Origin of the sequence: Pseudomonas sp. Bout1 (assembly GCF_034314165.1) — a bacterium.
Taxonomy (GTDB): Bacteria; Pseudomonadota; Gammaproteobacteria; order Pseudomonadales; family Pseudomonadaceae; genus Aquipseudomonas.
The window spans coordinates 3,032,323-3,058,905 of sequence record NZ_JAVIWK010000001.1; the positions used below are offsets into that span (position 1 = coordinate 3,032,323).

Below are 26,583 nucleotides of genomic sequence, written 5' to 3' on the forward strand. Positions count from 1 at the left end.
ACAATTAACCAAGGAGTATTTGTATGCGAATCGGACTGGTTGGATACGGCAAAGGTGGCCGCGTTTTTCATGCACCCCTGATAGCCAGCTTGCCGGGGGCGACCTTTGTCGGGGTGGTGACGCGTTCACCTGAACGTCGCGAGCAACTGGCGACGGACCACCCCGGTGTCAAAGCCTTTGACAGTATCGGGCAGATCACCGATGCGGGCGTTGATGCCCTGGTGATCTCCACCACCCTCAAGGGCCGCCCGGCGCTGGTGCTGGAGGCCATTGAGCACGGTGTGGCGGTGGTCAGCGACAAACCTTTCGCCAGCAACGCCGAACAGGCACAAGCCTTGATTACCGCCGCCGAGCGCCAGGGCGTGCTGCTCAGTGTCTACCAGAACCGCCGCTGGGACTCGGACTTCCTGACCGTGCGCAAGCTGATCGATGCCGGCGCCCTGGGTACCGTGACCCGCTTCGAGTCCCGTGTGGAGCGCTACAACCCAGGCTCGGTGGGCAATGCCAGCGGCGGTGGTTTCCTGCGGGATTTGGGCAGCCATTTGGTGGACCAGGCCATGCAGCTGTTCGGCCCGGTGGAGCGGGTGTTCGCGCAGTTGCACTACACCGCGGATGAGCCCAACGTGGACCACGGCTTTTTTGTATCGTTGACCCACGCCAACGGGGTGGTTTCACACCTGTGGGGCAGTGCCCTGCAAAACAGCCAGGCCCCGCGTTTTCGGGTGAATGGCACGGCCGGTTGCTACACCGTCGAAGGGCTGGACGGCCAGGAAGACGCGCTGTTGGCCGGCAAGACCCCGAAAACCGAAGGCGAGCACTGGGGCGCCGAAGAACATCGACGCTGGGGCTGGTTTGAGCAAGGCGAGGAACGCGAGCGGGTCCCGTCGGAAAAGGGCCGCTGGAACCAGTTCTACAGTCAGCTGCAAAGCGCGGTGGAAGGCCATGGTCCATTGCCGGTGGATGCGCGGGATGCGTTGGCAACCACCCGTGTGCTGGATGCCGCGCGCCTCAGCTCCGAGCGTCAGCAGGTCGTGGAAATGGCTGATGTGGAGCGTCAAAGATGAAAAATAGAATAAAATTCTAAAACAGGTTGATATGGAAATTATTTTCCAATAAAGTCATTCCAGGTTGCATAAAGTACGTTCGGACTCGATTCGGACGACTCGACAAAAACAAGATCAAAACAACCAGGTACCGTCAGATGAAAATCTTCAACGCTGTACTGCGAGTTTTACGTCCTGCCCTCCCACGTCGCGGTCTGCCCCGCGCACGGCCTCTGTATTTCGCCTTCCTTAATGTCCTGTGCGTCGAAAGCAAGGGCGCCCTGGTGTGCTGCATTCCGGGAGCGCCGATCGTTCGGCTGCCTTCCTCGCAACAACAAGAGTTCTAAGTAAACGTACGTCCAAAAAACCAACAAGAATTTGGAGACAGACCGTTCATGAAGACCAAGATCCGTTTCGCCTCGCTGGCCCTGTCCATAATGCTTGCCAGCGGTGTGGCGAGCGCTGCCGACATCAAGGTGGGCGTCAGCATGTCGCAGTTCGACGACACCTGGCTGACCTACCTGCGCGAAGACATGGACAAGCAAGCCAAGTCCTATCCCAAGGGTGACGGCGTGCAACTGCAATTCGAAGATGCCCGTGCCGACGTGGTCAAGCAGCTCAGTCAGGTGGAAAACTTTATCAGCCAGAAGGTCGACGCCATTGTGGTCAACCCGGTCGACACTGCGTCCACCGGCAGGATGATCAAGGCCGCGACCGAGGCGGGCATCCCGCTGGTTTTCGTCAACCGCCGTCCTGACCAGAAAGACTTGCCCAAAGGCGTGGCCACCGTGGTTTCCGATGACAAGGAGGCCGGTCGCCTGCAAATGCAGTACCTGGCGGACAAGATGGGCGGCAAGGGCAAGATCGTGATTCTGCTGGGCGACCTGGCCAACAACTCGACCACCAACCGTACCGACGGCGTAAAGGAAGTCCTGGCCAAGTACCCGGGCATCAAGATCGAACAGGAACAGACCGGTATCTGGCTGCGCGACAAGGGCATGACCCTGGTCAACGACTGGTTGACCCAGGGGCGTGAGTTCAACGCCGTGGTCGCCAACAACGATGAAATGGCCATCGGGGCCGCCATGGCCCTGAAGACCGCCAGCGTTAAACCGGGCAGCGTATTGATCGGTGGGGTTGACGGCACGCCGGACGGGTTGAACGCGATCACCCGGGGCGAGATGACGGTGTCGGTGTTCCAGGACGCCAACGGCCAGGCCGTGGGTTCGGTGGAAGCGGCGCGCAAGATGGCGAAGCACGAGGCCGTCGAGCAGAACGTGGTGATCCCGTTCAAGCTGATCACGCCAGACAACGTCAAAGACTTCAAGTAGCCCTTAATAACAACAATAAACCGGCAGGGCGGCCACGGCGGCCCTGCTGACGGAGTACCCGATATGTTTGCTCAAGCGACTGCTTCGCAAGCCCCGCTGCCGGGCCCGCAACCCGACGGGCTGACCGAGCCCTACCTGCTGGAAATTTCCAACATCAGCAAAGGCTTTCCCGGCGTCGTGGCCCTGGCCGATGTGCAGCTGCGGGTGCGCCCCGGCTCGGTGCTGGCGCTGATGGGCGAGAACGGCGCGGGCAAGTCGACGCTGATGAAGATCATTGCCGGCATCTATCAACCCGACGCCGGTGAAATCCGCCTGCGTGGCAAGCCGATCAAATTCGAAACGCCGTTGGCCGCGCTGCAAGCCGGCATCGCGATGATCCACCAGGAACTCAACCTGATGCCGCACATGAGCATCGCCGAGAACATCTGGATCGGCCGCGAACAGCTCAACGGCCTGCACATGGTCAACCACCGGGAAATGCACCGCTGCACCGCCGAGCTGCTGGCCCGGCTGCGGATCAACCTCGACCCGGAAGAGCACGTCGGCAACCTGAGCATTGCCGAGCGGCAGATGGTCGAGATTGCCAAGGCGGTGTCCTATGACTCCGACATCCTGATTATGGATGAACCGACTTCAGCCATTACCGACAAGGAAGTGGCTCACCTGTTTTCGATCATTGCCGACCTCAAGTCCCAGGGCAAAGGCATCATTTACATCACCCATAAAATGAACGAAGTGTTCTCCATCGCCGACGAAGTGGCGGTGTTCCGCGACGGTGCCTATATAGGGCTGCAGCGGGCCGACAGCATGAACAGCGACAGCTTGATCTCGATGATGGTGGGGCGTGAGTTGAGCCAGCTGTTCCCGGTGCGCGATAAACCTATCGGTAATTTGCTGCTGTCGGTGCGCGACCTGCGCCTGGACGGGGTGTTCCAGGGCGTGTCGTTTGACCTGCACGCCGGGGAGATTCTCGGCATTGCCGGCTTGATGGGCTCGGGCCGTACCAACGTGGCCGAAACCATCTTTGGCATCACCCCAAGCTCCGGCGGCGAGATCCAGCTGGACGGCAAGACCGTACGCATCACTGATCCGCACATGGCCATCGAGAAGGGTTTTGCGCTGTTGACCGAAGACCGCAAGCTCAGTGGTCTGTTCCCGTGCCTGTCGGTGCTCGAAAACATGGAAATGGCCGTGCTGCCGCATTACTCCGGCAACGGCTTTATCCAGCAAAAAGCCCTGCGTGCCCTGTGCGAAGACATGTGCACCAAGCTGCGGGTGAAAACCCCGTCGCTGGAGCAATGCATCGACACCTTGTCCGGTGGCAACCAGCAAAAAGCCTTGCTGGCGCGCTGGCTGATGACCAACCCGCGGCTGTTGATCCTCGACGAACCCACCCGCGGCATCGACGTGGGCGCCAAGGCCGAGATCTACCGGCTGATTTCCTACCTGGCCAGCGAAGGCATGGCCGTGATCATGATTTCTTCGGAGCTGCCGGAGGTGCTGGGCATGAGCGACCGGGTGATGGTGATGCACGAAGGCGACCTGATGGGCACCCTGGACCGCAGCGATGCGACCCAGGAAAAAGTCATGCAACTGGCTTCCGGTATGACGGCGGTCCACTAACGAACAGACGGCGCCGGCCCGTTGTGGCCGGCGCGACGCGATAAAAAAAGGTGAGTGGTTATGAACGCGATACTGGAAAGCAAACCCGAGGAAAAGAAGCCTGTCACCGCGCCGGTCAAGCACCGTCGACGCATCCCCACCGAACTGAGCATCCTGCTGGTGCTGATCGGCATTGGCCTGGTGTTTGAGTTGTTCGGCTGGATCGTACGCGACCAGAGCTTTTTGATGAACTCCCAGCGCCTGGTGCTGATGATCCTGCAAGTGTCGATCATCGGCCTGCTGGCGATAGGCGTGACCCAGGTGATCATCACCACCGGTATTGATTTGTCCTCGGGTTCGGTGCTGGCCTTGTCGGCAATGATCGCCGCCAGCCTGGCGCAGACGTCCGACTTTTCCCGTGCGGTGTTTCCGTCCCTGACTGACCTGCCGGTATGGATACCCGTGGCGATGGGCCTGGGTGTGGGGCTGCTGGCGGGGGCAATCAATGGCAGTATTATTGCGGTCACCGGGATTCCTCCGTTTATCGCCACCCTCGGCATGATGGTCTCGGCCCGCGGCCTGGCGCGTTACTACACCGAAGGCCAGCCGGTGAGCATGCTCTCGGATTCCTACACGGCGATCGGCCATGGCGCGATGCCGGTGGTGATCTTCCTGGTGGTAGCGGTGATCTTCCATATCGCGCTGCGCTACACCAAGTACGGCAAATACACCTACGCCATCGGCGGCAACATGCAGGCCGCGCGTACCTCGGGGATCAACGTCAAGCGTCACCTGATCATCGTCTACAGCATCGCCGGCTTGCTGGCAGGCCTGGCCGGCGTGGTGGCCTCGGCACGGGCGGCCACCGGGCAAGCGGGCATGGGCATGTCATACGAGCTGGACGCGATTGCCGCCGCAGTGATCGGCGGCACCAGCCTGGCGGGCGGCGTAGGGCGCATCACCGGCACCGTGATCGGCGCGTTGATTCTCGGGGTGATGGCCAGCGGGTTTACCTTTGTGGGCGTGGATGCGTACATCCAGGACATCATCAAGGGCCTGATCATCGTGGTAGCGGTGGTGATCGACCAGTATCGCAACAAGCGCAAGCTCAAGCGCTGAAGCGGTACTGAAGGCTGCATCAATCAATGTGGGAGCTGGCTTGCCTGCGATAGCATCAGCTTGGTCTCGCTGACAGACCGAGTCGACTGCATCGCGGGCAAGCGCGGCTCCCACATGAGCGTTTTGCCATCAACGTTTAACCGTTTGTCTTCTATATAGCTCCACAACACTGAATTTCTTGCTATAAACGCACTCCGATGACCGTTCGCCGAGCCCGTCCTGGTGCCTTTGCGGGTTATCTTGGAAAAAATGCCTGTCATTTCAGTTGCTGAGCCCTCAAGTCGGCCTTAGACTGCCGCCCCTCGTAAATTGAGTGCCGGGTGGCGCTTGAAATGGACGGCGCCTTTCCGAGACCTGCACAGGCCTTCCGGAACGCTCCCTTATTCGCCTTGATGCACGTATTTTTTATAGAGAAATCAATGACAAAGGAAAAGTTGCTGGCCATGCCGGCGGATGACTACATGAATGCCGAGCAGCACGCTTTTTTTGAGCAGTTGTTGCAAGACATGAAAGTGGAACACCACGAGCGCATTGAGCAGAACCGCATCGCCATCGAAAGCCTGGACACCCCGGCTGACCCGGCTGACGCCGCTTCTGTCGAAGAAGAGCGCACCTGGCTGGTGAACGCTATCGACCGCGACCAGCGCATGCTGCCGCAACTTGAGCAGGCTCTGGGCCGTATCAAGGAAGACTCCTTCGGCTGGTGTGATGACAGCGGCGAGCCTATCGGCCTCAAGCGCCTGCTGATCAGCCCGACCACCAAGTACTGCATCGAAGCGCAAGAGCGCCACGAGCAAATCGACAAGCACCAGCGTCAAGCCTGATGCCGTCCTTGTAGGAGCCGGCTTGCCGGCGATGAGCCCTTGAGGCTTGCTGCGTGCCTGGAGCCGCCGTCGCCGGCACTCCTGGCTCCTACAGAGCGTGGCCCGTTCCCCCCGTTTATTGATCTGCTGCAAGCCCCCCACTAAAGGCCCATGGATAATGGCTACATAGTGGCGTTTAATGCAGTCACAATAACGACAAGCAGTGGGGTAACGAACATGGCTGGAGACGGATCTCTGATGGGCGCAGCAGTGTCACCACCGGCGGTGGCGCGACAGTCGCCCGGCTGGTTGACGCCGCTCCTGCAAAGCACCGCCCTGGTGCTGTTGCTGCTGGGCATGGCGTTCGCCCAACTTTCGATTTACCTGTGCCTGCCGGTGGCCCTGCTGCTGATCTGGCTACCCCGCCTGACACATCGCACTCCCAGCGTTGCAGCGTCCGAAGCCAGCGACGCAATCGGCGACTTGACCCGCGACCTGTCCTACACCACCAGCCATAACGCATTGTCTGCTGCCGGCGTGGCCTATTCGGTCAAGCAACTGGCGGCCAGGCTGCAATCGCAACTGGGCGCAGCCAAGCAGATTGTCAGCAGCGCCGAAGTGATGATTGGTACCGAGAAGGTCACCTCGCAACTGAGTCGCCAAGCCCTTGGCGCCGCGAGCCAGGCCCATCAGCGCAGTACCGAAGGGCGTGAGGTGCTGGCGCAGTCCATCACCCGCATGCATCAACTCAGCCAGCGCGCCAACGACAGCCGCCAATTGATCGAAGCCTTGAGCCAGCGCAGTGAAGAGATCCAACGCGTCACGCTGGTGATCCAGTCGATTGCCAGCCAGACCAACCTGCTGGCCTTGAACGCGGCAATTGAAGCGGCCCGGGCCGGTGAGCATGGCCGCGGCTTTGCGGTTGTCGCCGACGAAGTGCGTGGCCTGGCAGGTCGAACTGCCACGGCCACCGATGAAGTCGGGGTGATGGTGGCGGATATCCAGCAGCGTACCGCCCAGGTCGTGGAGCAGATCCGGCAGTTATCCGCAGATTTGCAATCCGGCGTAGAACAGGTGGAGCACGCTGGTGAGCAACTGGACAGCATTGCCGCCCTGGCCGCGGACGTGGAAGGCCAGGTCAGTGAAATCGCCCAGGGCGCCGACACCAACCGTGCCCAACTCGACAGCCTGTTCCATGCGGTGGAGCAAATGCGCAGTGATCTGACCGTCAGCGACCAGCAAACGCAGCAGTTGGCAGACGCCGCCGTACAAATGGAAGGCCAGGCAGAAACCATCAGCGAGCGCCTCGCCGAAGTAGGCCTGGACGACTACCACCAGCGCATTTATGACCTGGCCCGCGAAGGGGCTGGTCGTATCGCCGCGCAGTTTGAAGCCGACGTGCTGCAAAACCGTATCAGCCTTGATGACCTGTTCGACCGCAGTTACACGCCCATTCCCAACACCCGGCCGAGCAAGTACCACACACGTTTCGACGGCTACACCGATCAGGTGCTGCCAACCATCCAGGAGGCCTTGCTGCCCCGGCATGAGGGTTTGGTATTCGCCATTGCCTGCACGCCCCAGGGCTACGTACCGACCCACAACAAGGCGTTTTCCAAAACCTTGACCGGCGATGCCCAGGTGGACGCAGTACAAAATCGTACCAAGCGCAAGTTTGAAGACCGCACCGGCATCCGCTGCGGCAGCCACCAGCAGACGGTGTTGTTGCAAACCTATACCCGCGATACCGGCGAGTTGATGCACGATTTATCGGTGCCCATCATGGTCAATGGCAGGCATTGGGGCGGCTTGCGGTTGGGTTACAAACCCGAATGACGACGGGGATTGTTACAGGTTATGCAAGGGAGCTATTCCGGGGATAGCTTTTTCCAACTGGAGGAAAACCGTAGCATGGCGAATATTGTTAGCCAGCTAACTAATTCTCCGGAGGCGTTCCATGCAAAGCAGAGTCGATGTCGCGGTGATGATCGGCAGTGGTGTACCGGCGACCTTGCGAGCGCTGGGCCAAAAAGCCTGTTGGGTGGTGCTGCTAAACGGCGAGCAGCGGGGTACGGCGTTCGCCAGTCGCGACGAGGCCGAAGAGTGCAGGGCTGCCTGGGAGGCCTCATTGCGCCTGGAGCAGTCAGACAGCCTGCATTGAAGCTTCAGCGTGGCCGGTGCAGGCGCTCGTTCAATTCGTCGACCGCGATAGCCCAGACTGCGTCTACCCGCAGTTCCTCTTTAAGGAATTGCGCTTGTTGCGGTGACCAGAAATCCGCATCGATCAGCTTTACGCCATCGGCCAGGGGATGTTCGCCAATAAAGGCGTCAATCGCTTCCGGGGAGGAGTCCAGGCCAAGTTGTTCAAACAAGTCTTCGAGGGTGTACGTCGGCGCATCCATATCGTTCTCCATGCAGGCTGATCATCGTATGCATGGGAGGGTTGTGACGGGTCAGAGTTCGATCGGATTTTCGCGCCAGGTGGTCAAGAGGTCAGCGCGCCCGAATCGACGGCGGCCTTAAGGGCTTTTGCGGCATCCTTGGCAGCCGTGTTGGCAGCGTCTGCGGTTTTGAACCAACGGTCCTTTTCTACCTGGTGGGTCGTCACGGTGGTGAGGGGCGCCTTGGCCCGCATCACAATCACTGCCTGGAATTCGCCGTCTATTTCCCTGCACTCGCCATGGATGAAAAATTCGCCAATATCAAATTCCGTCACGTATTGCCTTCCCTTGGAGGTAGTTGCGCTGATGAAACCTGCACCGCAAGGGGACAAATCTCAATGGACGGACCAGTATGGCAGTTGTTAGGCGCGGGCGGCGCGGTAAAGTCAGCCAGATGACGAAACGACAGCCGACGTTTAGCCGTGGGTTGCGTATAGGCTGGCTTCCAGTTGCCTGGCCAGTTCGCAGGCTTGATTATGGCCACGGCGAAAACCTTTGATCCGCCCGCTGGGCACCTCAAGGATATGGAAGAAATTCCTTCCGGCGGGCAATACTCGGTAGAGTGCCGAATGCAGGCAACCGCCGTGCGGGTATAGGGAGTAGAATCGGCCGTCATCCAGAAAGGATGAACCCGTGCCGGAGGGTATGGCAATCGGTTGAGGTCGTTGCATAATCTGCTCCTGTCGATCGATCTTGCGGACCCGTTTGCAGTCTTCCGGGTGGTTTTGACCCGTGTTGCTGTTTTAGTATTGTCGTCAGCACCGGGCGCCTGGTTCCATCCAAAACATTAGCGTCTGTGTTGGGTGTCGGAAAAATGCATTTTTTAAAGGGTTATTATCTGAAGTGGGGCGGTCGGTATTCTCTGGCCGTTAAACCTGTGATTTCCTGCAACGCCTGGCGACCTGTTTAAGGTGCGTCGGGCAGGCCTGTACTAGTCTTATGGCCTGGCAGCGTGATCTTCTTCAGTTTTTTCAGTGAATTTGTTGTGTGATCGTGCCGTTTCGGCCGTTTTTTGTGCTGCCCGCTTGGGCGGACAGCACCCTTTTGATGTGGGGGCGTTTCCTTGGCAGTCAGTAATCTGGATATGCACGCGTTATTCGTGCTGGGTGATTTGCGCGCAAAGTTGGTCAAGCTGTTTCAATCCCGTTTCATCTACATCACCGAGCAGACGCCCGAAGGGATCTACATCGCCGAGATCGATACCGAAGCGGCGTTGGTGGTAGACGATAAGCCGCGCCTGGAACTCAAGGTAGGTGACCATTTTCGCGCTGCGGTGTTGCCCAGTCGTGAAGGCGGCAAGTTCGAGCTGAAGTTTCGCGATATCAAGTTGACGGTGTATGGCCTGGGCGAATACGCCTTTGTTTCCTCGGCCGAAGGCCAGGGCATCGTGTTCAAGGAAGGCCACAGCGTGATGTTGGTGTTCGCCGCCAATGAGCAATTGGTAGAAGGCCTGACCAAGACCCTGAAGGCCGTCACCGGCAAGGCTGCCAAATGGCGCAAGGGTGAACTCGTGACCTTCAAGGCCAGCGAGTAATGAGCCAGGGCAGGGCGCAGTTCCACGAGCAACACCTGCTCGATGCCCAAGCCAGGGCGGCTCAACTGTTTGCCCGCAAGCCCGAGTTGCAGGGCGCCTGGTTGAACTGGGTCGCCGGCCAGTTGTATGCACTCAAGCCCGCCGAGTTCGCCAGCATGGTGCGCCGCGAGCTGCAGCGCCTGAACAATCCGCCGTAAAACCGGCGACATGCCCTGTTCCCCGGAACCTCTACTACAGTTGAGTTGACTTAAGTATTCAGAGGCTTCGCGGTGTTACAGCAAAGCCGTCCGCTATTGCTGTAGGCATGAGGTGCAAAGCATGAAAGGAATTCGAACGCTGTTGGCGGCCTCGCTGACGACCCTGAGTCTGTCGGTGGCGTCGCTGCCGGTATCGGCTGCCCCGGCGCCGATTCATTTTGCAGACCTGAACTGGGAAAGTGGCAGCCTGATCACCGAGGTGCTGCGGGTAATTGTCGAAAAGGGCTATGACCTGCCCACCGACACCTTGCCCGGCACCACCATCACCCTGGAAACCGCTCTGGCGAAGAACGACATCCAGGTGATCGGCGAAGAGTGGGCCGGTCGCAGTCCGGTGTGGGTCAAGGCCGAGGCAGAAGGCAAAGTGGTGGGGCTTGGGGACATCGTCAAGGGCGCTACCGAAGGCTGGTGGGTGCCTGAGTACGTGGTCAAGGGCGACCCGGCCAGAGGTATCAAGCCCCTGGCGCCGGACCTGCGCAGCGTGAAGGACCTGGCGCGCTACAAGGACGTGTTCAAGGACCCGGAAGCACCGACCAAGGGCCGCTTCCTCAACAGCCCGATTGGCTGGACCTCTGAAGTGGTCAACAAACAGAAACTCAAGGCGTATGGGCTTGACGACAGCTACGTGAACTTCCGCAGTGGTTCGGGTGCCGCGTTGGACGCCGAGATTGCCTCGTCGATCCGTCGGGGTAAACCGGTGTTGTTCTATTACTGGTCACCGACGCCGCTGATGGGGCGCTACAAACTGATCCAGTTGGAAGAGCCGCCGTTTGATGCTCAAGCCTGGAAAACGCTGACGGATGCGGACAACCCTGACCCGAAACCCACCCGATCCCTGGCCTCCAAACTGAGCATTGGTGTGTCTACGCCGTTCCAGAAAGAGCATCCGCAGATCGCCGAGTTCTTTGCCAAGGTCGACCTTCCGATCGAACCGCTGAACAAGGCGCTGGCCGAAATGAGCGAAAAGCACAGCCAGCCGCGTGAAGTCGCCCAGGCATTCCTTAAGGATCATCCTGAAATCTGGAAGGCCTGGTTGACCGAGGATGTGGCGCAGAAGGTAGAAACCAGCCTGAAATAGAAGAGGCCCTCGTAGGAGCCCGGCTTGCCGGCGATGGCAACCTCGAAGACGCCATCGCCGGCAAGCCGGGCTCCTACAGGGTTTGTGTCAGAACCTGGTCTGCACTGCCAGCTCAAACGTCCTCGGCGACCCGAGGTAATATGCCGGTGACACGTGGGCAAACTCGGCATACACCTCATTGGTCAGGTTGCGCACCCGGCCCGTCACGGAGGTGTGTTGATCCACCTTGTAGGTCAGGAACGTACCGAACAGCGTATACGCCGGCACCGTCAGCGTATTCGCGTTATCGGCATACACCGACGCCACATACCGCGCATCCACACCCCCTTGCCAGTCTTCGGCAAAGTCATAGGTCAGCCACAGATTACCCACCTGCCTGGGCACATTGGTCGGCGTATTACCCTTGCGCGACACCACGGCACCGCTGGCGATTTTCTCGTTGAAGTCCTCGTACTCGGCATCGACCCAGGCGTAGTTGCCCTCCAGCAATAGCTTAGGCGTGACCCGCAACGAACTGGCCAACTCGATACCCTTGGATGACTGCGCGCCCACCGGGATGCTGTTGGTCGGGTCCAACGGGTCGGTCACGGCGAAGTCTTTGCGCTCGATCCGGTAGGCGGCAACGGTGGCCGAACCGCGACCGTCGAGGTAATCAAACTTGCTGCCCACTTCCCATTGCTTGCCGGTGGACACGTCGAATACCTGGGTGGTGCTGCTCGGCTGTTCGGCGGCGGTGCTGTATTGCACGTAGACATTGGCTTGTGGGATGAACTGATAGGTCAGGCCAATACGCCCGGTCACCGGCTCCCAACTGCGCTTGACGTGCCGCGGATTGCTCGCGGTGATGTCCCGATGGTTGGTGACCTCAAGGTCGATCGCGTCGTAGCGCAGGCCCGTGAGCAGCGACAGTTTGTCGGTCAGGCCCAGGCGGTTTTCGACGAACAGCGCTTTGGTGGTGACTGCGTTGGTCTTGTCCGGATCGAAGCCGGGTTTGGTACCCGGAAGGTCATAGAAATGCCCCGGACCGTAGTTGTTCGGGTCCACCGTGTTTTTACCCGGTACGTTCAGTGGGTTGCTGGTGGTGCTGTTGACCTTGTACTCAAAGCCACCTGACCAGGTCGTGCTCAACCCGAAGACGGTGTCGTCATGGCGCAGTTCGAACTGGTTGCCGTTCTGCTCTCCCTGATGGCGCACCTGATAGGCCATCGAGCGATTTACCGCACTGTTGTCGGCGTTGTACTGGTAGGTTTCCAGGTTGCGATAGTCGCGCTGGCTGTCGAGGTGATAGAGCGTATTTTTCAGGGTGGTGCTGTCATTGATCCGGTAGTCGATGATCGAGCGCATCCAGATCGTGCGTTGCTCATAACGGCCGTCGGCCACGTTGTAGTTGTTGAAGCGGTTGTGCTTGTCGATCTTCAGCTCGCCCGACTTCGGGTTGAGCACTGGCGTGCCCCAATAGGGGCTGTCTTCGTGCTCGTCCTGGTATTCCAGCGCCAGGGTGTGGGACAGGTTTGGTGTGAAATCACTCAGCAGGGAAAATGCCACGCTCCAGGCATCGCGTTGCTGGCGGTCGATGTACGTATGGTTGGTATTGCGGCTCACGTCCAGGCGCGCGTAATGCTGCACCTCGGCACCCGGTTCGGTCAGCGCATGGTTCAGGCCGAAGGCCATCCCGGCGGTGTCGTAGCTGCCATACGTCAGTTGCCCTTCGGCGGCTTGTTCCTCGCGGGTGGCGAGCTTGGTCACGTAGTTCAGCGAACCACCAACGGAACCGGCGCCGTTGATCAGGGAGGAGGGGCCGCCGACCAATTCGACCCGGTCATAGATCCACGCGTCCACCGGGCGCGCCAGGCCGCCGGACACCGCGACGCCATTGAACATTTGGGTAATCTGGCTACTGGTAAAACCCCGATAGGATATAAAACCGCCGAACCCCGGCGGCGCGCTGGCGTTGACTCCAGGCAGGGTATTGGCCGCGTCCTGGAAGGTCTTGGCGCCTCGGCGCTCGATGTCATTACGGTTGGCAATGCTGATGGACGCCGGGGTTTCCCGCACGCTCAACCCCAGGCGCGAGGCCATGCCACTGGACTGATCCAGGGCCAGGCCGGCATCACCGGTTTGCTCGCCATCAATGATGGTTGGTGCCAGCTCGATCGCCCAGGTACTGACAGGCAGGCAGGCGAACAGGCCCGCCAAAAGGGGTATATGTTTCATGGTTGAATCCTGAAAAACATGGCTTGAAAACAACGCACAGCCGCCCGTACTCCTGAGGGAGCCGGCAACTTGTGCAAATCAAAAAAGCGCAGGTATCAGGCGAAGGCGGGCGGGGCGCGCGGATTAGCCGCAGGCCAGGTGAAACGGGCAGGAATGTCGGCGCTGGCAACGATTGCCGGCGGCGGCGCATGGGGTTGCGGCAGCACGGCCACGTTGAGGCTGGAGTTGAGCGGCGGGCCCATGCCACCGGTAGAGCACAGCGGGCAACCGAAGGCTTTCGAGAGCGTGGGCAGGGATTCATCGGTGGACGTGTAAGGCGCCGGCGCCTGGGTGCGCGGGTCTACCGTACAGAACTGGCCGCCGATGCCGTTGAGCTGCATCCCGACCATCTGCCCGTGGCCGATGCTGCAGGCGAACACATTGAACAGGACGCAGCAATAGAGCATCCAGGCAATGAGCGAGCGGTCGGTACGGGCGAGTTTCATGGGGCGGCACTTTAGCATCAGCCGCCGACGAATTGCCTGCAAAAAATCTCAAGAGGGCTATCCTCTTCCGGACTTTTCCAAGGATATCCAGCCATGAGCTTTTTAGTCGCGCGATGGATTGTCGGGGTGTTTGGTTTTATCAGCCTGGTGCATTTGTACTGGGCGGCCGGTGGCAAATTGGGTGTGATGGCGGCTATTCCGCAGCTGCCGGGTGAATTCGCCAGCGGGCCGCGACCGGCGTTCAAGCCGTCGGCGCTGGGGACGTTGCTGGTGGGTGTGGGGTTGGTAGCGATTGCAGTGCTGGTGTGTTTGCGGGCCGGGCTGTATTTCGAGCCGGTGTCCAATCATGCTTTGCAGTGGGGGATTAGTGCAGTAGCACTGGTGATGTTTGCCCGGGCGATTGGGGATTCGGAGCTGGTGGGGTTTTTCAAGAAGGTCGGTGGGTCGCGGTTTGCGCGGCTGGATACATTTTTTTACTCGCCGCTGTGTTTGGTGTTGGGGGCGGGGTTGTTGGTGGTGGCGTGGAGTTGAGGGGAGAGATTGCCGGAATAGAGTGAGGGCTGCGCTGTATAACTACGTTCGATAGTTGCGGAAAAAATTTCTTTGGTTGGGATGTTGGTGATTTTCAGATCGCTAATGTTCGAGCAGGTAAGCCCGAGTCTGCACGTGTTGAACCCTTTGTTTTGCCATTTCTCTGGTAAGTTATCTGGGAATTCCGGTATGTCAAATCCCAGCCCTAGCGAGGGCTGATCGTTCTCTATTTGTAATGAAAAAAGAGAAATTCGGCCAATTTCGATTGGGTGACTAAAAAGCTTACAGAAAAATATGCTTTCATCTAATTCATTCCAATATTTCACTTTTTTTCTCCTTGAAAGAGTAATGTTCCTTCGCTTCGAGAATTTTGCCGTTTTGTTGTTTTCGATTCGGAAAAAATTGGCTGATATATTTGAAATTTGGATATTTTGGTAGGTATATCTGATTACCTCTATCGCATTATTCATTTACCCCCCCCCCTATGAGTAGCTGCCGACTTCAAGCCTCATCGTATGGCAGGTCGGCGTAATCTATGTGGCCTTCAAATGCTAGGCAGGCGATCCAATGTAGCTGTTCAGGAAAAATGTAGGTGTGCTGAGGGAGTTCTGCAAAGATATCAAGCGCTCTCCTTAGTTCGGCTATCGCTATTGAATAAGCATATTCAATAGCTGAATCGCCTAGGAAAATCACCCTCTGAACCCCAAGACTATTCAGCTTTTCTGAAATCTCACTTAATGCTAAGGATTTATCTATATAGCTCAGGTCGGTTGCATTCGGCAGGATCTTCCAGTCGATTTGATTTCCAGAAAAGGTGGTGTGGCTGTTTTTTTATACAAGGATTTATTTGTGCGCCAGTATTGTTACGATTATGGAGATTCAGGTGTTCGTTTATGATTTGAAGTGAATGTAACTGTAGACATCTTGTTGGGTGATTTCTCGGATTTCATTTTTTTTGACTGTGCTCACTAATTTCTCTTGAAAATCAATCATGCTTATAAATTGTGAGGCGGCATGTGTTTCTGAATCAAAAAACCTGCAAAGCACTGCTTGTGGATGATTATCAAGGAAGGCTTTTATATTTTTGGTAGTCACTTTTTTTTCGAAAATAGTCATGTCGGTCCAAAGCTGTTCTATTGAAGGGACTGACTTTTGCATGATCAAAATTGTTTCGTTTGAACCTTCCAGTGTGGCATTTACTATATCTCTGGGCCAGGTTGGAATGTTTTTTATTATGGAATATATATTGGTGCTATCATTTTTTTCGAATAGGTCTCCATTTTTTATTTGGCCAGCTAGTTCCTTTTTTAGTAGATACTCCTCGGTCTTGGAACAAAAATCGGCCCCTCCTATCGACCGCCATTCCCGCTTGATCGGCCATTCTTCTACTAAGCATTCCGCCACGTTGCACCAAGAATTCCAAACGCAGCGAAAGTCATGGTCGATTAAGGTCAACGTGGAAAATCGAGCATCATCTATCTGTTCTATCTCGTTCCAAGGTTTTACACCCGTTTCATTTATATATACTGTTTTCATGGCTTTCCCTTGAAATATGTATGTGAGTCATCGCCAATCCTCAAAGGTACCTTTATTCCTCCAACTGTGTTTTTTGTGTTGAAGTGTGGGCCGTGATTGCCCTCTACATGACCTAGGGAGTGTTCATAAATCTTAGTGACATGACCTTTTTTAAGGCTGAAAACATATATCCTGCCCGATATGTATCTATCTTGATCACGGATCTTATCCCTTTCAACCGCTATAGGCTGTGTGCTTCGTGGAATACCACCAATCTCTTTAGCTCTTCTCAGCGCTCCATTTCTTGAGTGCTTAGTATCGGATCCTTTAGGTGGCTCTACGTCCCCTTCGTCTACCTTGGCTTTGCTCGTGGGATCTTCAGCACGGTGCGTCGGCTTACATCCATCCCCACCCGGACAGGTATTCAATCCCAACGGATCCACCCACTCCGTAGGGTTGGGCACGTACTGGTATCCGTTCAGCCCGCCCGCCAGCTTCACGGGGTCGGGCGTCAGGTAGCGGCCAATGTCCGGATTGTAGTAGCGATGGCGGTTGTAGTGCAGCCCGCTTTCCGGGTCGAAGTATTGGCCCTGGAAGCGCAGCGGGTTGGTGAGGGTGTTGACGTCCAGCTTTGCGATTTGGCCATAGGCGCGGTAATGCGCGGACCAGACGATTTCGCCGTCGGGTGCGGTGAGTTCTTGTGGCGTGCCAAGGTGGTCGAGTTGGTAGTGGAAGGGTTTTACGGCTTCCGGGCCGTAGCCTTTCAGCAGCGCTAACGGGCGAAAACTGTTGGGTTCGTAAATGTAGCTCTGGTGGTGATCGGCGCTGTGTTCGGCGATCAGGGTGTCGCCTTGCCAGAAGAACTCGGTGGTCTGGCCTTTTAGGGTTTTGGCGATTCGCCGCCCGAAGGGATCGTAGCGGTAGCTGGCGTGGGTACCGTCCGGCTGGATGACAGCAATCAGTCGGTGTTGGCAGTCGTAGCGGTACTCGGTGACCAGTTGTTGAGCACGGCCCCGGCGTTCCCGTAGGAGGTTGCCGAAGGCGTCGTAGTCGTAATGACGGTCGCCTTGCATCAACAGGCGGTTGCCTTTGATCACGCTCGGCCCGACGCGGTCTTGCATCAGCAGGTTGCCCGCTGGATCGTGGACGAAGCGTTCCTGCCGGTCGTGCGAGTGGTTGGCGCGGGTCAGGCGGTCGAGCGGGTCGTAGTGGTAGTCGTGCTGGCCTTTACGGGTGTCGAGGATGCGGGTCAGGTTGCCGCGTTTGTCGTAGTCGTACTGGCGGCGCTGGTGGCGTTGTTCCTGTTGGGTGATGGCGTGGGCGTGCAGGCGGCCCTGGTCGTCGTAGTGATAGTGGCTGAGGAGCTGGCCTTGCTGGCGCTGGTGTTCGCGACCGGATTTGAACAGGTGCGAAGTGAGCAGGTTGCCATTCAGCTCGACGGTGGCGAGGTCGCCGCCTTTGTCGTGATGGAAGGTGAGGCGGTTGTTATCGGGAAGGCGTAATTTTTCGAGTTGGCCGCATTCGTCGTAGCCATAACGCAGGGTGCCCCAGCCTTGGTGTTCGGCGGTGAGGCGGTTTTGCAGGTCGTATTCGTAATGCAGCGGCCAGTGGCCGTCGTCGACGCTGAGAAGGTTTCCGAGGCGGTCGTAGGTGTAATCGACCATGCTGCGGTCGGGCAGGGTTTTTCTTACGAGGCGACCGGCTACATCGCGCTCATATCGGGTAACCAGCTGGCTGCCATCGTCACCGTATTCGGTCTTTTCCAGCAGGTGCCCGGCGAGGTCATAAACGTAGGCGGTACGGCGGCCATCAAACCCGGTTTCCTGCTGGATCAGGCCGTTGGCGTGATAGTCGAGCCGATAGGTTTCCCCAACCTCGTTTTCAATCTCGGTCAGTAGCAACCGGACATTGTCGTAACGGTATTTGAGCTGCGTGCCGTCGGGGTTAATGCGCCGGCTGATCAGGTGCAGACCGTCGGCGTACTCATAGCGCGTAACCCGACCCAGTTCATCGCGCTCGGCGGTGATTTTTCCGTACGGGTTGTAGTTGAATTCGCGAGTGGCCCCGCCCGGCTGAATCACCTTCAGCAAACGACCTACAGCGTCCCATTGGTATTGGGTCAGTGCGCCATGCTCATCCTCGCAGGCAACCTGCCGCCCCAGGTCGTCATAGCGATAACGCCGCACACCGCCATTGGCCAGTTTTTCCTCGGTGAGCTGACCACGCTCGTTCCAGGTCAGCCGCTGGCTGCTGTTGTCCGGATACCAGACGCCGGAGAGTTTTCCGTGTTTGGTGTAGGTGTATTCGGTGTAATTGCCGTCCGGATCAGTCTTGCGGGTGATATCGCCCTGGTCATTACGCTGGTATTTCCACACCGCGTCACCACGGCGTACAACCCGTACGAAACCGTTGTCATGCTCGTAGGACGTGGGTGCATCGTCACAGGGAAACAGCGCAATCAACCGACCGGCTTCGTCGTATTGATACGCCGTCACCGCCCCCAGCGGATCCTGCTCGACCGTTAGCCGGCCTTTTTCATCGTAAGATTTGAAGTGCTGCGCGCCGTCTGGATCAATCCGTTGCACCAGCCGTGCGCGCTGGTCGTGCACGTACACTTCCTGGCTGCCATCGGCGTTGTGCACGGTGACACTGCTGTTGTCATCCCACACATACCGCGTGTCCATCTGCGAGAAACTGGCCCAGTGCCGGACGCATCGCGCCGCCTTGCCAGACCGTTCCCACTCCCAAAAGAAACTCGCCCCACCGGCCAGTTCCCGCTCCAGGATCACCTGCTGATCGTCGTACCGATAACGCTCGCTTTCGCCGACAGCGTTGGTCGCCTCAATCAACCGCCACGCGTCGTCATACTTGTAGGAAACAACGTTCTGTTCGGTAGCCCAGGCGAGCTCCCGCTGCACCTGATAGTCGACCGCAACGATATGCCCGCGGTCATACCGCAGCATCAATCCATGACCAACGCCGTTATCGATCCGCTGAATGCGCCCTGAATAATCGCGGGAAATGCGCAGCCGGTTGTCGTACGCGTCACTGATCGACGTCAGTACACCGTCGCGGAAATGGTAGAAAAGGGACGCCTGAGCCAGCACCAACTCATCCGGCAAAGTGCCCAGATAAATCGCCGCCTCCGCCAGGCTATTGGTGATGGCTGGCCGCGCAGCAGAGGGCAGGGGAAAGGTGGTGCTGCGGTTCTCGTGATCGGTCCACACCACCGATTCACCGCTAACCACCAACCGCTGCGCCAGCGAATGACTCCAGCCAAACCCCAGCCCGCAATCCACTTCCACCGCACTGGAGCGATACAACCGCGTCCAGGCAAATGGCAGCACACCCTCCAACGAGCCGTCCGTGAGGGTCAGCAGTTCCTCACCGGTAACCATCGACACCGGGCAGCCATTGGTTGCGGTCTTGTCCGCACTGGCCGCTGAATCACCGCCAGGGTTTTTCGCTGAAGCCGGCGCATCATCCACAGGCTCCTGCTTCACCAGCGTCGTACGCGCTGTCTTCGGCTCCCGCACCATCGGTGCCGGATTCGAAACCTGATCTGGACCCACCTTCAACGGCACCGCCGCCGCTTTCACCGGCACTGCATGGCTCTGAAGCGCTACCGGCTTAAGCACCTCGGCATGCCCATCCATCCGAGCCGTACCGCCCAACTTGGCAATCTGCTCCAACCACTGCCGCGCCCGCTCGGACTTGACCTTGCCCAGCACCTGCGCACCCAGGCGCACGGCCACACCCATACCGCCGGTGGCCCACAGCAACAGCAGGTTGAGCAAGACTTCGGTGGTGATTTCCCCCAGCAACTCAAACATGTAATGCGGCGGCAGCATGCGCAGCCAACTGACCATCGCGGACAGGTAGACGAACAGCAGCGGCTCGTCGCTGAGAATCAACAATCCTTTGGCAATCGCCTCATTACTGAGCTTCAGCAGCGCCGCAAGCTCGGCCTGGGAGAGGTACTGCAGGAGCTTTTCGCTGTTGGGCTTGATGTCTGCCAACCACTGGTACAGCTGCGCAATACCGTCCCAGAGGCCGTAAAGCACGTTGCCAAACCCTTGCGCGTACGCCAGTTGCAGCGAGGTGTAGCGATCGACAAAGCCGGCCTTGGAATAGCTCTCCCATATCGGCTTGAACGTGCTCGTCCACTCGCCGCGCAAGCGGCCTTCCAGCGAGCTGATCTCGGACTGATAGGAGGCGTACAGCGCCTTGACATGGTCCCGGGAAACGTTGGGATAAAAACTGACCCGGTACTGCTTGTCGACGGTGCACTCGGTGACTTCGAGCATGCCGCTGGGGCCGATGGTTTTATGGAGGGGGGCGCCGAGCGGGCCACCGTCTGGTGCGATTTCCTGGAGCATCACCGGTGTATTGCCGATGGGCACGAACCGCGTGCTCTGGAACATATGCACCAGGGTTAACGGCGCGTTGGCCTTGCAGGTCGCGACGGTGCTGCTGGGATACAAGGAACGGGTGATGGGTGCGACCAGCGAAACCTCGTCGCCGACCTTGAACACCTGCTCGACGTCCAGTGCCGAAAAGCTCCAGAAGCTCTCGGCCCATGCGTCGTAGCTGTTCAGGCAATGCGTGAAGTCGTTGAGAACCGCATCGACGTCGCGCGTCTTCGGGTCCATCGCCGCCACGACCAGAAAGCCAATGGCGGGAATCAAGAGGCGGCCCCACTGGGTAGGGCATTAAACGTAAAAAACATCGGCGTTCCCTCGCGCTGTGTGATCAGGCGAGGGACTTTGCAGAGGTTTGTGAGAGAAAGAAGTCAGCGCTATCCACTGCTACTGATAGGACGTTTCGCCATACTCCCGACTAAACCGGCCCTTTTTCGTAAGCCAAATCCCCCCTGTAAAAACAAATCCCACAAAACCCACATACACAACAAATCCAACTTGACAGCCGCCATTCCCTTGGCGTCTATTGACGTACCCGCTGGACCCTTTCGCAGATGTCCCTGGATGCTCAATGAAGACTGATACCTCACTGGCTCACATGCCCAGCGTTCTCCAAGCGGCCGAAAATATCCGCCTGGGCACTCTCTCCCCCGTGCAACTGGTGGAGCAAAGCCTCGAATCCATCAAAACCCACAATTCCACACTGAATGCCTTTGGCGACGTCTACGCCGAGTCTGCGCTGGAGCAGGCTGAAATCCTGACCGCAGAAGCACAGGCCAAGCAATTTCGCGGCCCGCTCCACGGCATCCCCTTCGGCATCAAAGACCTGTTCTCCACCGCCAACCTGCGCACCACCCGTGGCTCGCTGACCGGCCTGGACAACGTTCCCACCCAGGACGCGCCGATCATTCGCCGCCTCAAAGACGCCGGTGCGATCATCCTCGGCAAGACTGCCACCACCGAATTCGGCTGGACCGGCGCGAGCACCTCCCGAGTCTTCGGCAACGGTCGCAACCCGTGGAACCCTCAACTCACCAGCGGCGGCTCCAGCTCCGGCTCGGCCATCGCCGTGGCGGCACGCATGGTCCCGGCCACGCTGGGTTCTGACGGCGGCGGTTCGGTGCGGATTCCCGGTGCGTTCTGCGGTGCATTCGCCCTTAAAGGCTCTTTGGGGCGCATCCCCACCTGGCCCTGGTCGGCCACTGAAATGCTCAGTCACGCTGGCCCGATCACCCGCACCGTGCGCGACAGTGCGCTGCTGTTCGATATCCTGTCCGGCCCCGACCCGCTGGACCACCAGGCCTTGCCCGCGCCTAACGAGTCTTACCTGGCGCGTTGCGACCTGCCATTGGGCCCGTTGCGTGTGGCGTATTGCCCAACCTTGTTCAACACCCCGGTGGACCCGGTCATCGCCGCCACCGTCGAGGCGGCGGTGCATTACCTTGCGGATGAGCTGTCGGTCACCGTCACCACCCTGGCTCTGGACTGGCAAGACCCGCTGGCCACCTTCGAAACCCTGTGGGTCGGCGGGCGCGGGATCGCCTATGGCAAATCCCTGGCCGACCGTCTCGACCAACTGGACCCAGGCTTCGCCGCACTGATCAAGCGCTCCGCCGATTACGATCTGGCGGCCTACCTGAAGGCCGTGCAGCAACGCGCATTGTTCGCCAATCAGGTACACGCCCTGTTTAACGACTACGACGTGCTGCTGATGCCGACGATGCCGATCTTGCCATTCGCCGCCGACCAGGTTGCCCCGCAAGGTTGGCCAGGGGAGGAGGGCGCAGTGCCGTGGGCACGCTGGACGCCATTTACCTATCCGTTCAATATCACCGGCAACCCCGCCGCCAGCCTGCCCTGTGGCTTCAGCCCAAGCGGTTTGCCGATCGGCTTGCAGGTGATCGGCCCGCGTTTTGCCGACGCTCAGGTGTTGCAATTCTGCGCAGCGGTGGAAGCCATTGCCCCTTGGGATCAGCACCTGCCCCCGATGCTGACGCCCTGATTGATTGCACCCGGAGTGGGCTCAACAGAAGCCCGCCCGTAATAAACGCTTTGTGTTGTCCTGCCCTTTCACACCCTGATGAGTGAGAGGTACCCGTGACCCTGTCCATGGCCGTATTACGCACGATGCTCCCCGCTGGACCGGCTTTTGCCGCGTCTCGCCGTGGGCCTCGCGCGCGCAATCGCGGCCGCCTGAACCTGCCCTGGAATACTTCTTTTATGCTCAACCAGCCACGACTCGACGAAATCATGCTCCTGCTCATCCAACACCAGCGCGTCAAGGCGTCGGACCTGGCGCAGGCGCTGTTCGTCTCCGAAGAAACCATTCGCCGCGACTTCAAGTACCTGGAAGAAGCCGGCAAGTTGCGGCGCATCCACGGTGGCGCGATTTTGCCGCGGCTCAACGAAGAGCAGCCGTTGCAAGTGCGCAGCCGCATCAAGCCCCAGGCCAAGACGCGCATTGCGGCGTGCGCGGCCAAGCTGGTGAGCGAAGGCATGGTGCTGTTTCTCGACACCGGTACCTCGACCCTGGCCCTGGCCCAGCAACTGACCGGGTTCAGCCAGTTGCGCATCATCACCAACTCCCTGGACATCGCCCGCCTGATCACCGAACAAAGCGCCAACCAGGTGCTGGTGGTGCCCGGCGATGTACGCCGCAACGACAACGCGCTGATTGGCGCCCACACCCTGGAATTCGTCCGACAGTTCCACTACGACATTGCCTTCATGGGCATCGGCGCTGTCGACCTGGAACTGGGGTTCATGGACTACCAGGAACCCGAGGCGCTGCTGCGCCGGGCGCTGACCAAACACAGCCTGCGCAGCGTGATCCTGGCCGACGACGCCAAGTTCGGCCACCGCACATTCATTAACACGCTGCCGTTCAGCGCCATCACGACCCTGGTCACCAATCGTGCGCCGTCCGCCGATTTTGCGACCCGCCTGGAGCAAGCCCATGTCGACATCCTTTACCCCTGAGTTGCTGTCGCCCAGTGAACAGGACCTTGCAACCTTTGAGGCGCTGTTTCGTGACACGTCAGCCATCGGCGCAACCCCGGCCGGTGGGCTGCATCGCCTGGCGGCCTCGGCCGAGGACGGCGCCGTGCGCGACCTGTTCGCCGCCTGGCTGACCGAGCGCGGCTTTGAAGTGCGTGTGGATGCGGTGGGTAACATGTTCGGCTTGATCACCTTTAATCCAGACGCGCCCTACGTGCTATGCGGATCGCATCTGGACAGCCAGCCCAGCGCCGGGCGTTTCGACGGCGTCTACGGCGTGCTGGCCGGCGCGGTCGCGGTGGCCAGCCTGGCCCGCCAACTGCGTGAACGCGGCGAAGTGCCGGCGTGCAACCTGGCGGTGGTGAACTGGACCAACGAGGAAGGCGCGCGCTTCCAGCCCAGCCTGATCGGCAGCAGCGTGTTCACTCGCGACCTGGCGCTGCAAGACGCCTGGGCCTGCTGCGATGGCGACGGCATCAGCCTCAAGCACGCGCTGCAACAGATTGGTTATCTGGGGGAGGGCCGGGTCGAACTGGATGTCGCCGGTTATGTAGAAATCCACGTCGAACAAGGCGACGGTCTTGAGCGCGACGGGCTGGCCATCGGTGTGGTGCGCGAGACCTGGGCCGCCCTCAAACAACGGATTCGTTTTATCGGTGAACAGAACCACACCGGCCCCACGCCCATGGCCGCGCGCAAGGACGCCTTGCTGGCCGCCGCCCATGCGATCACCGCCGTGCGTGCCGAGGCCGAGCTGCACGGCTTGCAACTGCACAGCTCGGTGGGGCGCCTGGAGATCTACCCCAACTCGCCCAACGTGGTGCCCTCCAGCGTGACACTGCACGTGGAATACCGCTCGCCAGACACCCAATTGCTGGCCGCAGCCGGTGAGCGCCTGAGCGCCAGCCTCAAGGCCACCGCCAGCGCAACGTCGACCGACTACAGCATCGAAAGCCGCGCCCTGCGTGAGCCGACTCACCTGCACCACGGTTTTGCCGAACTGGCCTACAGCGTCGGCCAGCAACTGGGCTTGCCCATCGGCAACAGCGTCACTGTCTCAGGCCACGATGCCATCAGCCTGAGCCGGCATTACCCGGTGTGCCTGCTGTTTATCCCGAGCAGCAACGGCGTGTCCCATAACGAAGCGGAGTTCACTAACGAGCAGGACATGCGCATTGGTTTGCACATGCTGACCGCGTTGCTGCACCGCGCCTGTTCCACCCCCAACGCCTACCGCTGAGGTCTGCCATGTCGAGTCGTTTGCAAGCAAAGTCACGGCTGTTGGGCGCCCTGGAGGCCGCCGGTTTGTCCGCCCATGTGGTTGTCGAAGAGGGCACCGCCGGGATTGCCTCGCCGGTGCGGTTGGCCACCGAATGGGCAGGTTTTACCGTCACCGCGCCGTGGGGCCAGTGCTACGCCAAGGTGCTGCATGACGACATGCGCGCGCTGATCGATATTGAGCGCAGCGCCCGCGCCACCCAACTGGCGGCGGATTGCGACGTAACGCCCGGCGTGCGCCTGTTGGATGCAGCGGCCGGCGTGTTGCTGCTGGACGCCTTGCCCGCCAGCGAGTGGCGCTGGGCTCGCCTCGACGAACTGATGCACCCCCAGCGCCTGCAAGCGCTCTGGGCACTGAAGAAACAACTGCACCGAGGCGCTTCACCGGGCTTCACCCGCTCACCACTCCAGGACATCCAGCACCTGCACGAGCTATGCGTGCGTTATAGCGTGGCCCTGCCCATTGATCACGCCTGGGTCAGCACCTGCATTGACCTGGCCTGGACCTCCCTGCAACTGAGCGCCAGCGACTCGGTGCCGCTGCACGGCGACGGCGTGGCCAGCAACGTGATGATCGGCCCGGGCGGCGCCCTGCAACTGATCGACTTCGACTACGGCGGCAGCGGCGATCCCTGGTACGACGTGGCCATCAGCCTTAACGAGCTGTACGTGTTCGAAAGTGACTGGCGCGCAGGCATCCATGCCTGGGCCGGGCAATGCCGCGAAAGCGACTACGCGCGCTGCCGCTTGTACGCCTTGATCAACGATTGGTACTGGACCCTCTGGGGCCTGTGGGTCGGCGCCACCTCGGCGCGGCCGCTGGAGTTCTCCAAAGTCGGGCAGTGGACGCTGTTGCGCTGCCGCCAGAGTCTGCACGACCCACGGTTTGAAAGTTGGCTACGCCAGGTACAGGAGGGGCAGGCATGAAAGCGTTAGGTGAAGGGTGTACGCCACAAGAGTGTCAGCTGGAAGCAGCGGTGCGCGGTGTCGCCAGTTGGGGTGGCAGCGGGATCCGTTATGAGCCGGTCAGCGGCGGGATTTCCAACACCAACTGGCGGGTGGAAGTGGCCGGCATCGACACCGCGTATTTCTTCAAGGTACCGGGCGTTGGCACCGAGATGTTTATCGACCGCCGCACCGCCCACGACGCCAGCCTCAAGGCGGCGCAAACCGGCTATGGCGCGCCGGTGTTTGCCTTCCTTGAAGAGTTCGGCGTGGAAGTCTTCGAATTCATGGAAGGCTGGCGTGCTTCGTCCAACCACGATTTCCTCGACCGCGACGTGCGCCACAACGCGCTGCACGCCCTCAAGGCGTTCAACGACCAGCCACCATTGGTACAGACCAAAACCGTGTTCGACATGATTGCCGAGCACCAGCGCCAGGTGGAGCAACTCAACGGCTGCAAACCCGCCGACGACGCCTGGTTACGCCGCCAATGCGATCGCGCACGGGGTGTGCTGCAAGCCTCCGGCATCGACCTGGCACCGTGCATGAACGACACCCTGGCGGGTAACTTCATGCTCAACGACCGTCGGCAGATTCGCCTGGTGGACTTTGAATACGCTTCCAACAACGACCGGCATTACGAACTGGCGCTGTGGTTCGGCGAGATGTTTTTCACCGACGAGATGGAGCTGGCCCTGATCGAGGACTACTTCGGCCAGGTCACCCCGCAGAACCTCGCCCGCATCAAGTTGCACAAGGCCCTGGCGGACATCAAATGGTCGACCTGGGCGATGGTGCAGCACGCGGTGTCGCAGCTGGATTTCGACTTCTATAAATACGGCACCTGGAAGCACATGCGCGCCCGCAGCATCATCAATGATTCGCAATGGGAAACCTGGCTAAGACAGGCTTGAGCCTGCGCCATAACAATAACGACGACACACACGTTCCGCCTTTGGCGCTGGTTTGCGCTGACGTTTCACTGCTTG

At 59.3% G+C, this 26,583-nt stretch carries 25 protein-coding genes; 17 read left to right on the forward strand and 8 right to left on the reverse strand.

Annotation, left to right across the window (positions count from 1 at the left end):
* The first annotated feature begins 23 nt into the window (after nt 1-23).
* From RGV33_RS14180 to RGV33_RS14215, 8 genes are all read left to right on the forward strand, one after another.
* Nucleotides 24-1,064: a Gfo/Idh/MocA family oxidoreductase gene (locus RGV33_RS14180; protein WP_322144782.1), complete on the forward strand. Its 1,041-nt coding sequence runs from the start codon at nt 24-26 to the stop codon at nt 1,062-1,064.
* Nucleotides 1,065-1,201: 137 nt separating this feature from the next.
* Complete coding sequence (locus RGV33_RS14185; protein ID WP_322144783.1) at nt 1,202-1,390, forward strand: hypothetical protein; 189 nt, start codon at nt 1,202-1,204, stop codon at nt 1,388-1,390.
* 48 nt (nt 1,391-1,438) lie between these two features.
* Nucleotides 1,439-2,374 carry a sugar ABC transporter substrate-binding protein gene (locus tag RGV33_RS14190; protein WP_322144784.1) on the forward strand — a complete coding sequence of 312 codons (936 nt, stop codon included), beginning with the start codon at nt 1,439-1,441 and terminating at the stop codon, nt 2,372-2,374.
* A gap of 63 nt (nt 2,375-2,437) precedes the next feature.
* Nucleotides 2,438-3,997, forward strand: a complete 1,560-nt coding sequence (locus tag RGV33_RS14195; protein ID WP_322144785.1) for a sugar ABC transporter ATP-binding protein — start codon at nt 2,438-2,440, stop codon at nt 3,995-3,997.
* A 60-nt stretch (nt 3,998-4,057) separates the two neighbouring features.
* The gene (locus RGV33_RS14200; protein WP_322144786.1) at nt 4,058-5,095 is read left to right on the forward strand and encodes an ABC transporter permease; all 1,038 of its coding nucleotides are present in this window, start codon (nt 4,058-4,060) and stop codon (nt 5,093-5,095) included.
* 419 nt (nt 5,096-5,514) lie between these two features.
* Entirely contained in the window at nt 5,515-5,919 is a 405-nt protein-coding gene (locus RGV33_RS14205) for a TraR/DksA family transcriptional regulator (protein WP_010173153.1), read from the forward strand.
* Nucleotides 5,920-6,519: 600 nt separating this feature from the next.
* Complete coding sequence (locus RGV33_RS14210) at nt 6,520-7,734, forward strand: methyl-accepting chemotaxis protein (protein ID WP_416152121.1); 1,215 nt, start codon at nt 6,520-6,522, stop codon at nt 7,732-7,734.
* A gap of 121 nt (nt 7,735-7,855) precedes the next feature.
* Nucleotides 7,856-8,059 carry a hypothetical protein gene (locus RGV33_RS14215; protein WP_322144788.1) on the forward strand — a complete coding sequence of 68 codons (204 nt, stop codon included), beginning with the start codon at nt 7,856-7,858 and terminating at the stop codon, nt 8,057-8,059.
* A 4-nt stretch (nt 8,060-8,063) separates the two neighbouring features.
* Here RGV33_RS14215 and RGV33_RS14220 read toward each other — a convergent pair whose 3' ends face one another.
* The 3 genes from RGV33_RS14220 to RGV33_RS14230 all read right to left on the reverse strand — a co-directional run bounded on the left by RGV33_RS14220 (nt 8,064) and on the right by RGV33_RS14230 (nt 9,010).
* Nucleotides 8,064-8,300: a DUF2789 domain-containing protein gene (locus RGV33_RS14220; protein ID WP_322144789.1), complete on the reverse strand. Its 237-nt coding sequence runs from the start codon at nt 8,298-8,300 to the stop codon at nt 8,064-8,066.
* Nucleotides 8,301-8,383: 83 nt separating this feature from the next.
* Nucleotides 8,384-8,614, reverse strand: a complete 231-nt coding sequence (locus tag RGV33_RS14225; RefSeq protein ID WP_322144790.1) for a hypothetical protein — start codon at nt 8,612-8,614, stop codon at nt 8,384-8,386.
* Between the two features lie 141 nt (nt 8,615-8,755).
* On the reverse strand, nt 8,756-9,010 hold the full coding sequence (locus RGV33_RS14230; protein ID WP_322144791.1) for a hypothetical protein: 255 nt from the start codon (nt 9,008-9,010) through the stop codon (nt 8,756-8,758).
* A gap of 413 nt (nt 9,011-9,423) precedes the next feature.
* Here RGV33_RS14230 and RGV33_RS14235 point away from each other — a divergent pair, with 413 nt between their 5' ends.
* The 3 genes from RGV33_RS14235 (at nt 9,424) to RGV33_RS14245 (ending at nt 11,208) form a co-directional block, all read left to right on the forward strand.
* The gene (locus RGV33_RS14235; RefSeq protein ID WP_322144792.1) at nt 9,424-9,873 is read left to right on the forward strand and encodes a hypothetical protein; all 450 of its coding nucleotides are present in this window, start codon (nt 9,424-9,426) and stop codon (nt 9,871-9,873) included.
* The gene (locus RGV33_RS14240) at nt 9,873-10,070 is read left to right on the forward strand and encodes a hypothetical protein (protein ID WP_322144793.1); all 198 of its coding nucleotides are present in this window, start codon (nt 9,873-9,875) and stop codon (nt 10,068-10,070) included. The genes RGV33_RS14235 and RGV33_RS14240 overlap by 1 nt, the downstream gene beginning before the upstream one ends.
* Nucleotides 10,071-10,191: 121 nt before the next feature.
* The gene (locus RGV33_RS14245; protein WP_322144794.1) at nt 10,192-11,208 is read left to right on the forward strand and encodes an ABC transporter substrate-binding protein; all 1,017 of its coding nucleotides are present in this window, start codon (nt 10,192-10,194) and stop codon (nt 11,206-11,208) included.
* Nucleotides 11,209-11,295: 87 nt separating this feature from the next.
* Here the strand turns inward: RGV33_RS14245 and RGV33_RS14250 are convergent, their stop codons facing one another.
* Both RGV33_RS14250 and RGV33_RS14255 read right to left on the reverse strand, forming a co-directional pair.
* Nucleotides 11,296-13,422 carry a TonB-dependent receptor gene (locus RGV33_RS14250; protein WP_322144795.1) on the reverse strand — a complete coding sequence of 709 codons (2,127 nt, stop codon included), beginning with the start codon at nt 13,420-13,422 and terminating at the stop codon, nt 11,296-11,298.
* A gap of 95 nt (nt 13,423-13,517) precedes the next feature.
* Complete coding sequence (locus RGV33_RS14255; RefSeq protein ID WP_322144796.1) at nt 13,518-13,907, reverse strand: DUF2946 domain-containing protein; 390 nt, start codon at nt 13,905-13,907, stop codon at nt 13,518-13,520.
* Between the two features lie 93 nt (nt 13,908-14,000).
* Here RGV33_RS14255 and RGV33_RS14260 point away from each other — a divergent pair, with 93 nt between their 5' ends.
* The gene (locus tag RGV33_RS14260) at nt 14,001-14,438 is read left to right on the forward strand and encodes a DUF3995 domain-containing protein (RefSeq protein ID WP_322144797.1); all 438 of its coding nucleotides are present in this window, start codon (nt 14,001-14,003) and stop codon (nt 14,436-14,438) included.
* On the opposite strand, the gene RGV33_RS14265 is transcribed toward RGV33_RS14260, so the two are convergent.
* The 3 genes from RGV33_RS14265 to RGV33_RS14275 form a co-directional block, all read right to left on the reverse strand.
* Nucleotides 14,381-14,764, reverse strand: coding sequence for an Imm50 family immunity protein (locus RGV33_RS14265; RefSeq protein WP_322144798.1), 384 nt, complete (start codon nt 14,762-14,764; stop codon nt 14,381-14,383). The genes RGV33_RS14260 and RGV33_RS14265 overlap by 58 nt on opposite strands.
* A gap of 565 nt (nt 14,765-15,329) precedes the next feature.
* Nucleotides 15,330-15,974 carry a hypothetical protein gene (locus RGV33_RS14270; protein WP_322144799.1) on the reverse strand — a complete coding sequence of 215 codons (645 nt, stop codon included), beginning with the start codon at nt 15,972-15,974 and terminating at the stop codon, nt 15,330-15,332.
* Nucleotides 15,971-20,605, reverse strand: a complete 4,635-nt coding sequence (locus tag RGV33_RS14275; protein WP_322148674.1) for an RHS repeat-associated core domain-containing protein — start codon at nt 20,603-20,605, stop codon at nt 15,971-15,973. The genes RGV33_RS14270 and RGV33_RS14275 overlap by 4 nt, the downstream gene beginning before the upstream one ends.
* A gap of 340 nt (nt 20,606-20,945) precedes the next feature.
* Between RGV33_RS14275 and RGV33_RS14280 the strand changes: the two genes are divergently transcribed.
* From RGV33_RS14280 to RGV33_RS14300, 5 genes are all read left to right on the forward strand, one after another.
* On the forward strand, nt 20,946-22,376 hold the full coding sequence (locus tag RGV33_RS14280; RefSeq protein WP_322144800.1) for an amidase: 1,431 nt from the start codon (nt 20,946-20,948) through the stop codon (nt 22,374-22,376).
* A 218-nt stretch (nt 22,377-22,594) separates the two neighbouring features.
* Nucleotides 22,595-23,353: a DeoR/GlpR family DNA-binding transcription regulator gene (locus RGV33_RS14285; protein ID WP_322144801.1), complete on the forward strand. Its 759-nt coding sequence runs from the start codon at nt 22,595-22,597 to the stop codon at nt 23,351-23,353.
* Nucleotides 23,331-24,611: a Zn-dependent hydrolase gene (locus tag RGV33_RS14290; RefSeq protein ID WP_322144802.1), complete on the forward strand. Its 1,281-nt coding sequence runs from the start codon at nt 23,331-23,333 to the stop codon at nt 24,609-24,611. Before RGV33_RS14285 ends, RGV33_RS14290 begins: the two co-directional genes overlap by 23 nt.
* 8 nt (nt 24,612-24,619) lie before the next feature.
* Nucleotides 24,620-25,576, forward strand: a complete 957-nt coding sequence (locus tag RGV33_RS14295) for an aminoglycoside phosphotransferase family protein (RefSeq protein ID WP_322144803.1) — start codon at nt 24,620-24,622, stop codon at nt 25,574-25,576.
* Entirely contained in the window at nt 25,573-26,508 is a 936-nt protein-coding gene (locus RGV33_RS14300) for a phosphotransferase (RefSeq protein WP_322144804.1), read from the forward strand. Before RGV33_RS14295 ends, RGV33_RS14300 begins: the two co-directional genes overlap by 4 nt.
* The last annotated feature ends 75 nt before the right edge of the window (nt 26,509-26,583 follow it).

Coding starts and splice junctions, on each gene's coding strand:
- RGV33_RS14180 (WP_322144782.1), top strand. CDS start 24: ATGCGAATCGGACTGGTTGGATACGGCAAAGGTGGCCGCGTTTTTCAT.
- RGV33_RS14185 (WP_322144783.1), top strand. CDS start 1,202: ATGAAAATCTTCAACGCTGTACTGCGAGTTTTACGTCCTGCCCTCCCA.
- RGV33_RS14190 (WP_322144784.1), top strand. CDS start 1,439: ATGAAGACCAAGATCCGTTTCGCCTCGCTGGCCCTGTCCATAATGCTT.
- RGV33_RS14195 (WP_322144785.1), top strand. CDS start 2,438: ATGTTTGCTCAAGCGACTGCTTCGCAAGCCCCGCTGCCGGGCCCGCAA.
- RGV33_RS14200 (WP_322144786.1), top strand. CDS start 4,058: ATGAACGCGATACTGGAAAGCAAACCCGAGGAAAAGAAGCCTGTCACC.
- RGV33_RS14205 (WP_010173153.1), top strand. CDS start 5,515: ATGACAAAGGAAAAGTTGCTGGCCATGCCGGCGGATGACTACATGAAT.
- RGV33_RS14210 (WP_416152121.1), top strand. CDS start 6,520: ATGATTGGTACCGAGAAGGTCACCTCGCAACTGAGTCGCCAAGCCCTT.
- RGV33_RS14215 (WP_322144788.1), top strand. CDS start 7,856: ATGCAAAGCAGAGTCGATGTCGCGGTGATGATCGGCAGTGGTGTACCG.
- RGV33_RS14220 (WP_322144789.1), bottom strand. CDS start 8,300: ATGGATGCGCCGACGTACACCCTCGAAGACTTGTTTGAACAACTTGGC.
- RGV33_RS14230 (WP_322144791.1), bottom strand. CDS start 9,010: ATGCAACGACCTCAACCGATTGCCATACCCTCCGGCACGGGTTCATCC.
- RGV33_RS14235 (WP_322144792.1), top strand. CDS start 9,424: ATGCACGCGTTATTCGTGCTGGGTGATTTGCGCGCAAAGTTGGTCAAG.
- RGV33_RS14240 (WP_322144793.1), top strand. CDS start 9,873: ATGAGCCAGGGCAGGGCGCAGTTCCACGAGCAACACCTGCTCGATGCC.
- RGV33_RS14245 (WP_322144794.1), top strand. CDS start 10,192: ATGAAAGGAATTCGAACGCTGTTGGCGGCCTCGCTGACGACCCTGAGT.
- RGV33_RS14250 (WP_322144795.1), bottom strand. CDS start 13,422: ATGAAACATATACCCCTTTTGGCGGGCCTGTTCGCCTGCCTGCCTGTC.
- RGV33_RS14255 (WP_322144796.1), bottom strand. CDS start 13,907: ATGAAACTCGCCCGTACCGACCGCTCGCTCATTGCCTGGATGCTCTAT.
- RGV33_RS14260 (WP_322144797.1), top strand. CDS start 14,001: ATGAGCTTTTTAGTCGCGCGATGGATTGTCGGGGTGTTTGGTTTTATC.
- RGV33_RS14270 (WP_322144799.1), bottom strand. CDS start 15,974: ATGAAAACAGTATATATAAATGAAACGGGTGTAAAACCTTGGAACGAG.
- RGV33_RS14275 (WP_322148674.1), bottom strand. CDS start 20,605: ATGGACCCGAAGACGCGCGACGTCGATGCGGTTCTCAACGACTTCACG.
- RGV33_RS14280 (WP_322144800.1), top strand. CDS start 20,946: ATGAAGACTGATACCTCACTGGCTCACATGCCCAGCGTTCTCCAAGCG.
- RGV33_RS14285 (WP_322144801.1), top strand. CDS start 22,595: ATGCTCAACCAGCCACGACTCGACGAAATCATGCTCCTGCTCATCCAA.
- RGV33_RS14290 (WP_322144802.1), top strand. CDS start 23,331: ATGTCGACATCCTTTACCCCTGAGTTGCTGTCGCCCAGTGAACAGGAC.
- RGV33_RS14295 (WP_322144803.1), top strand. CDS start 24,620: ATGTCGAGTCGTTTGCAAGCAAAGTCACGGCTGTTGGGCGCCCTGGAG.
- RGV33_RS14300 (WP_322144804.1), top strand. CDS start 25,573: ATGAAAGCGTTAGGTGAAGGGTGTACGCCACAAGAGTGTCAGCTGGAA.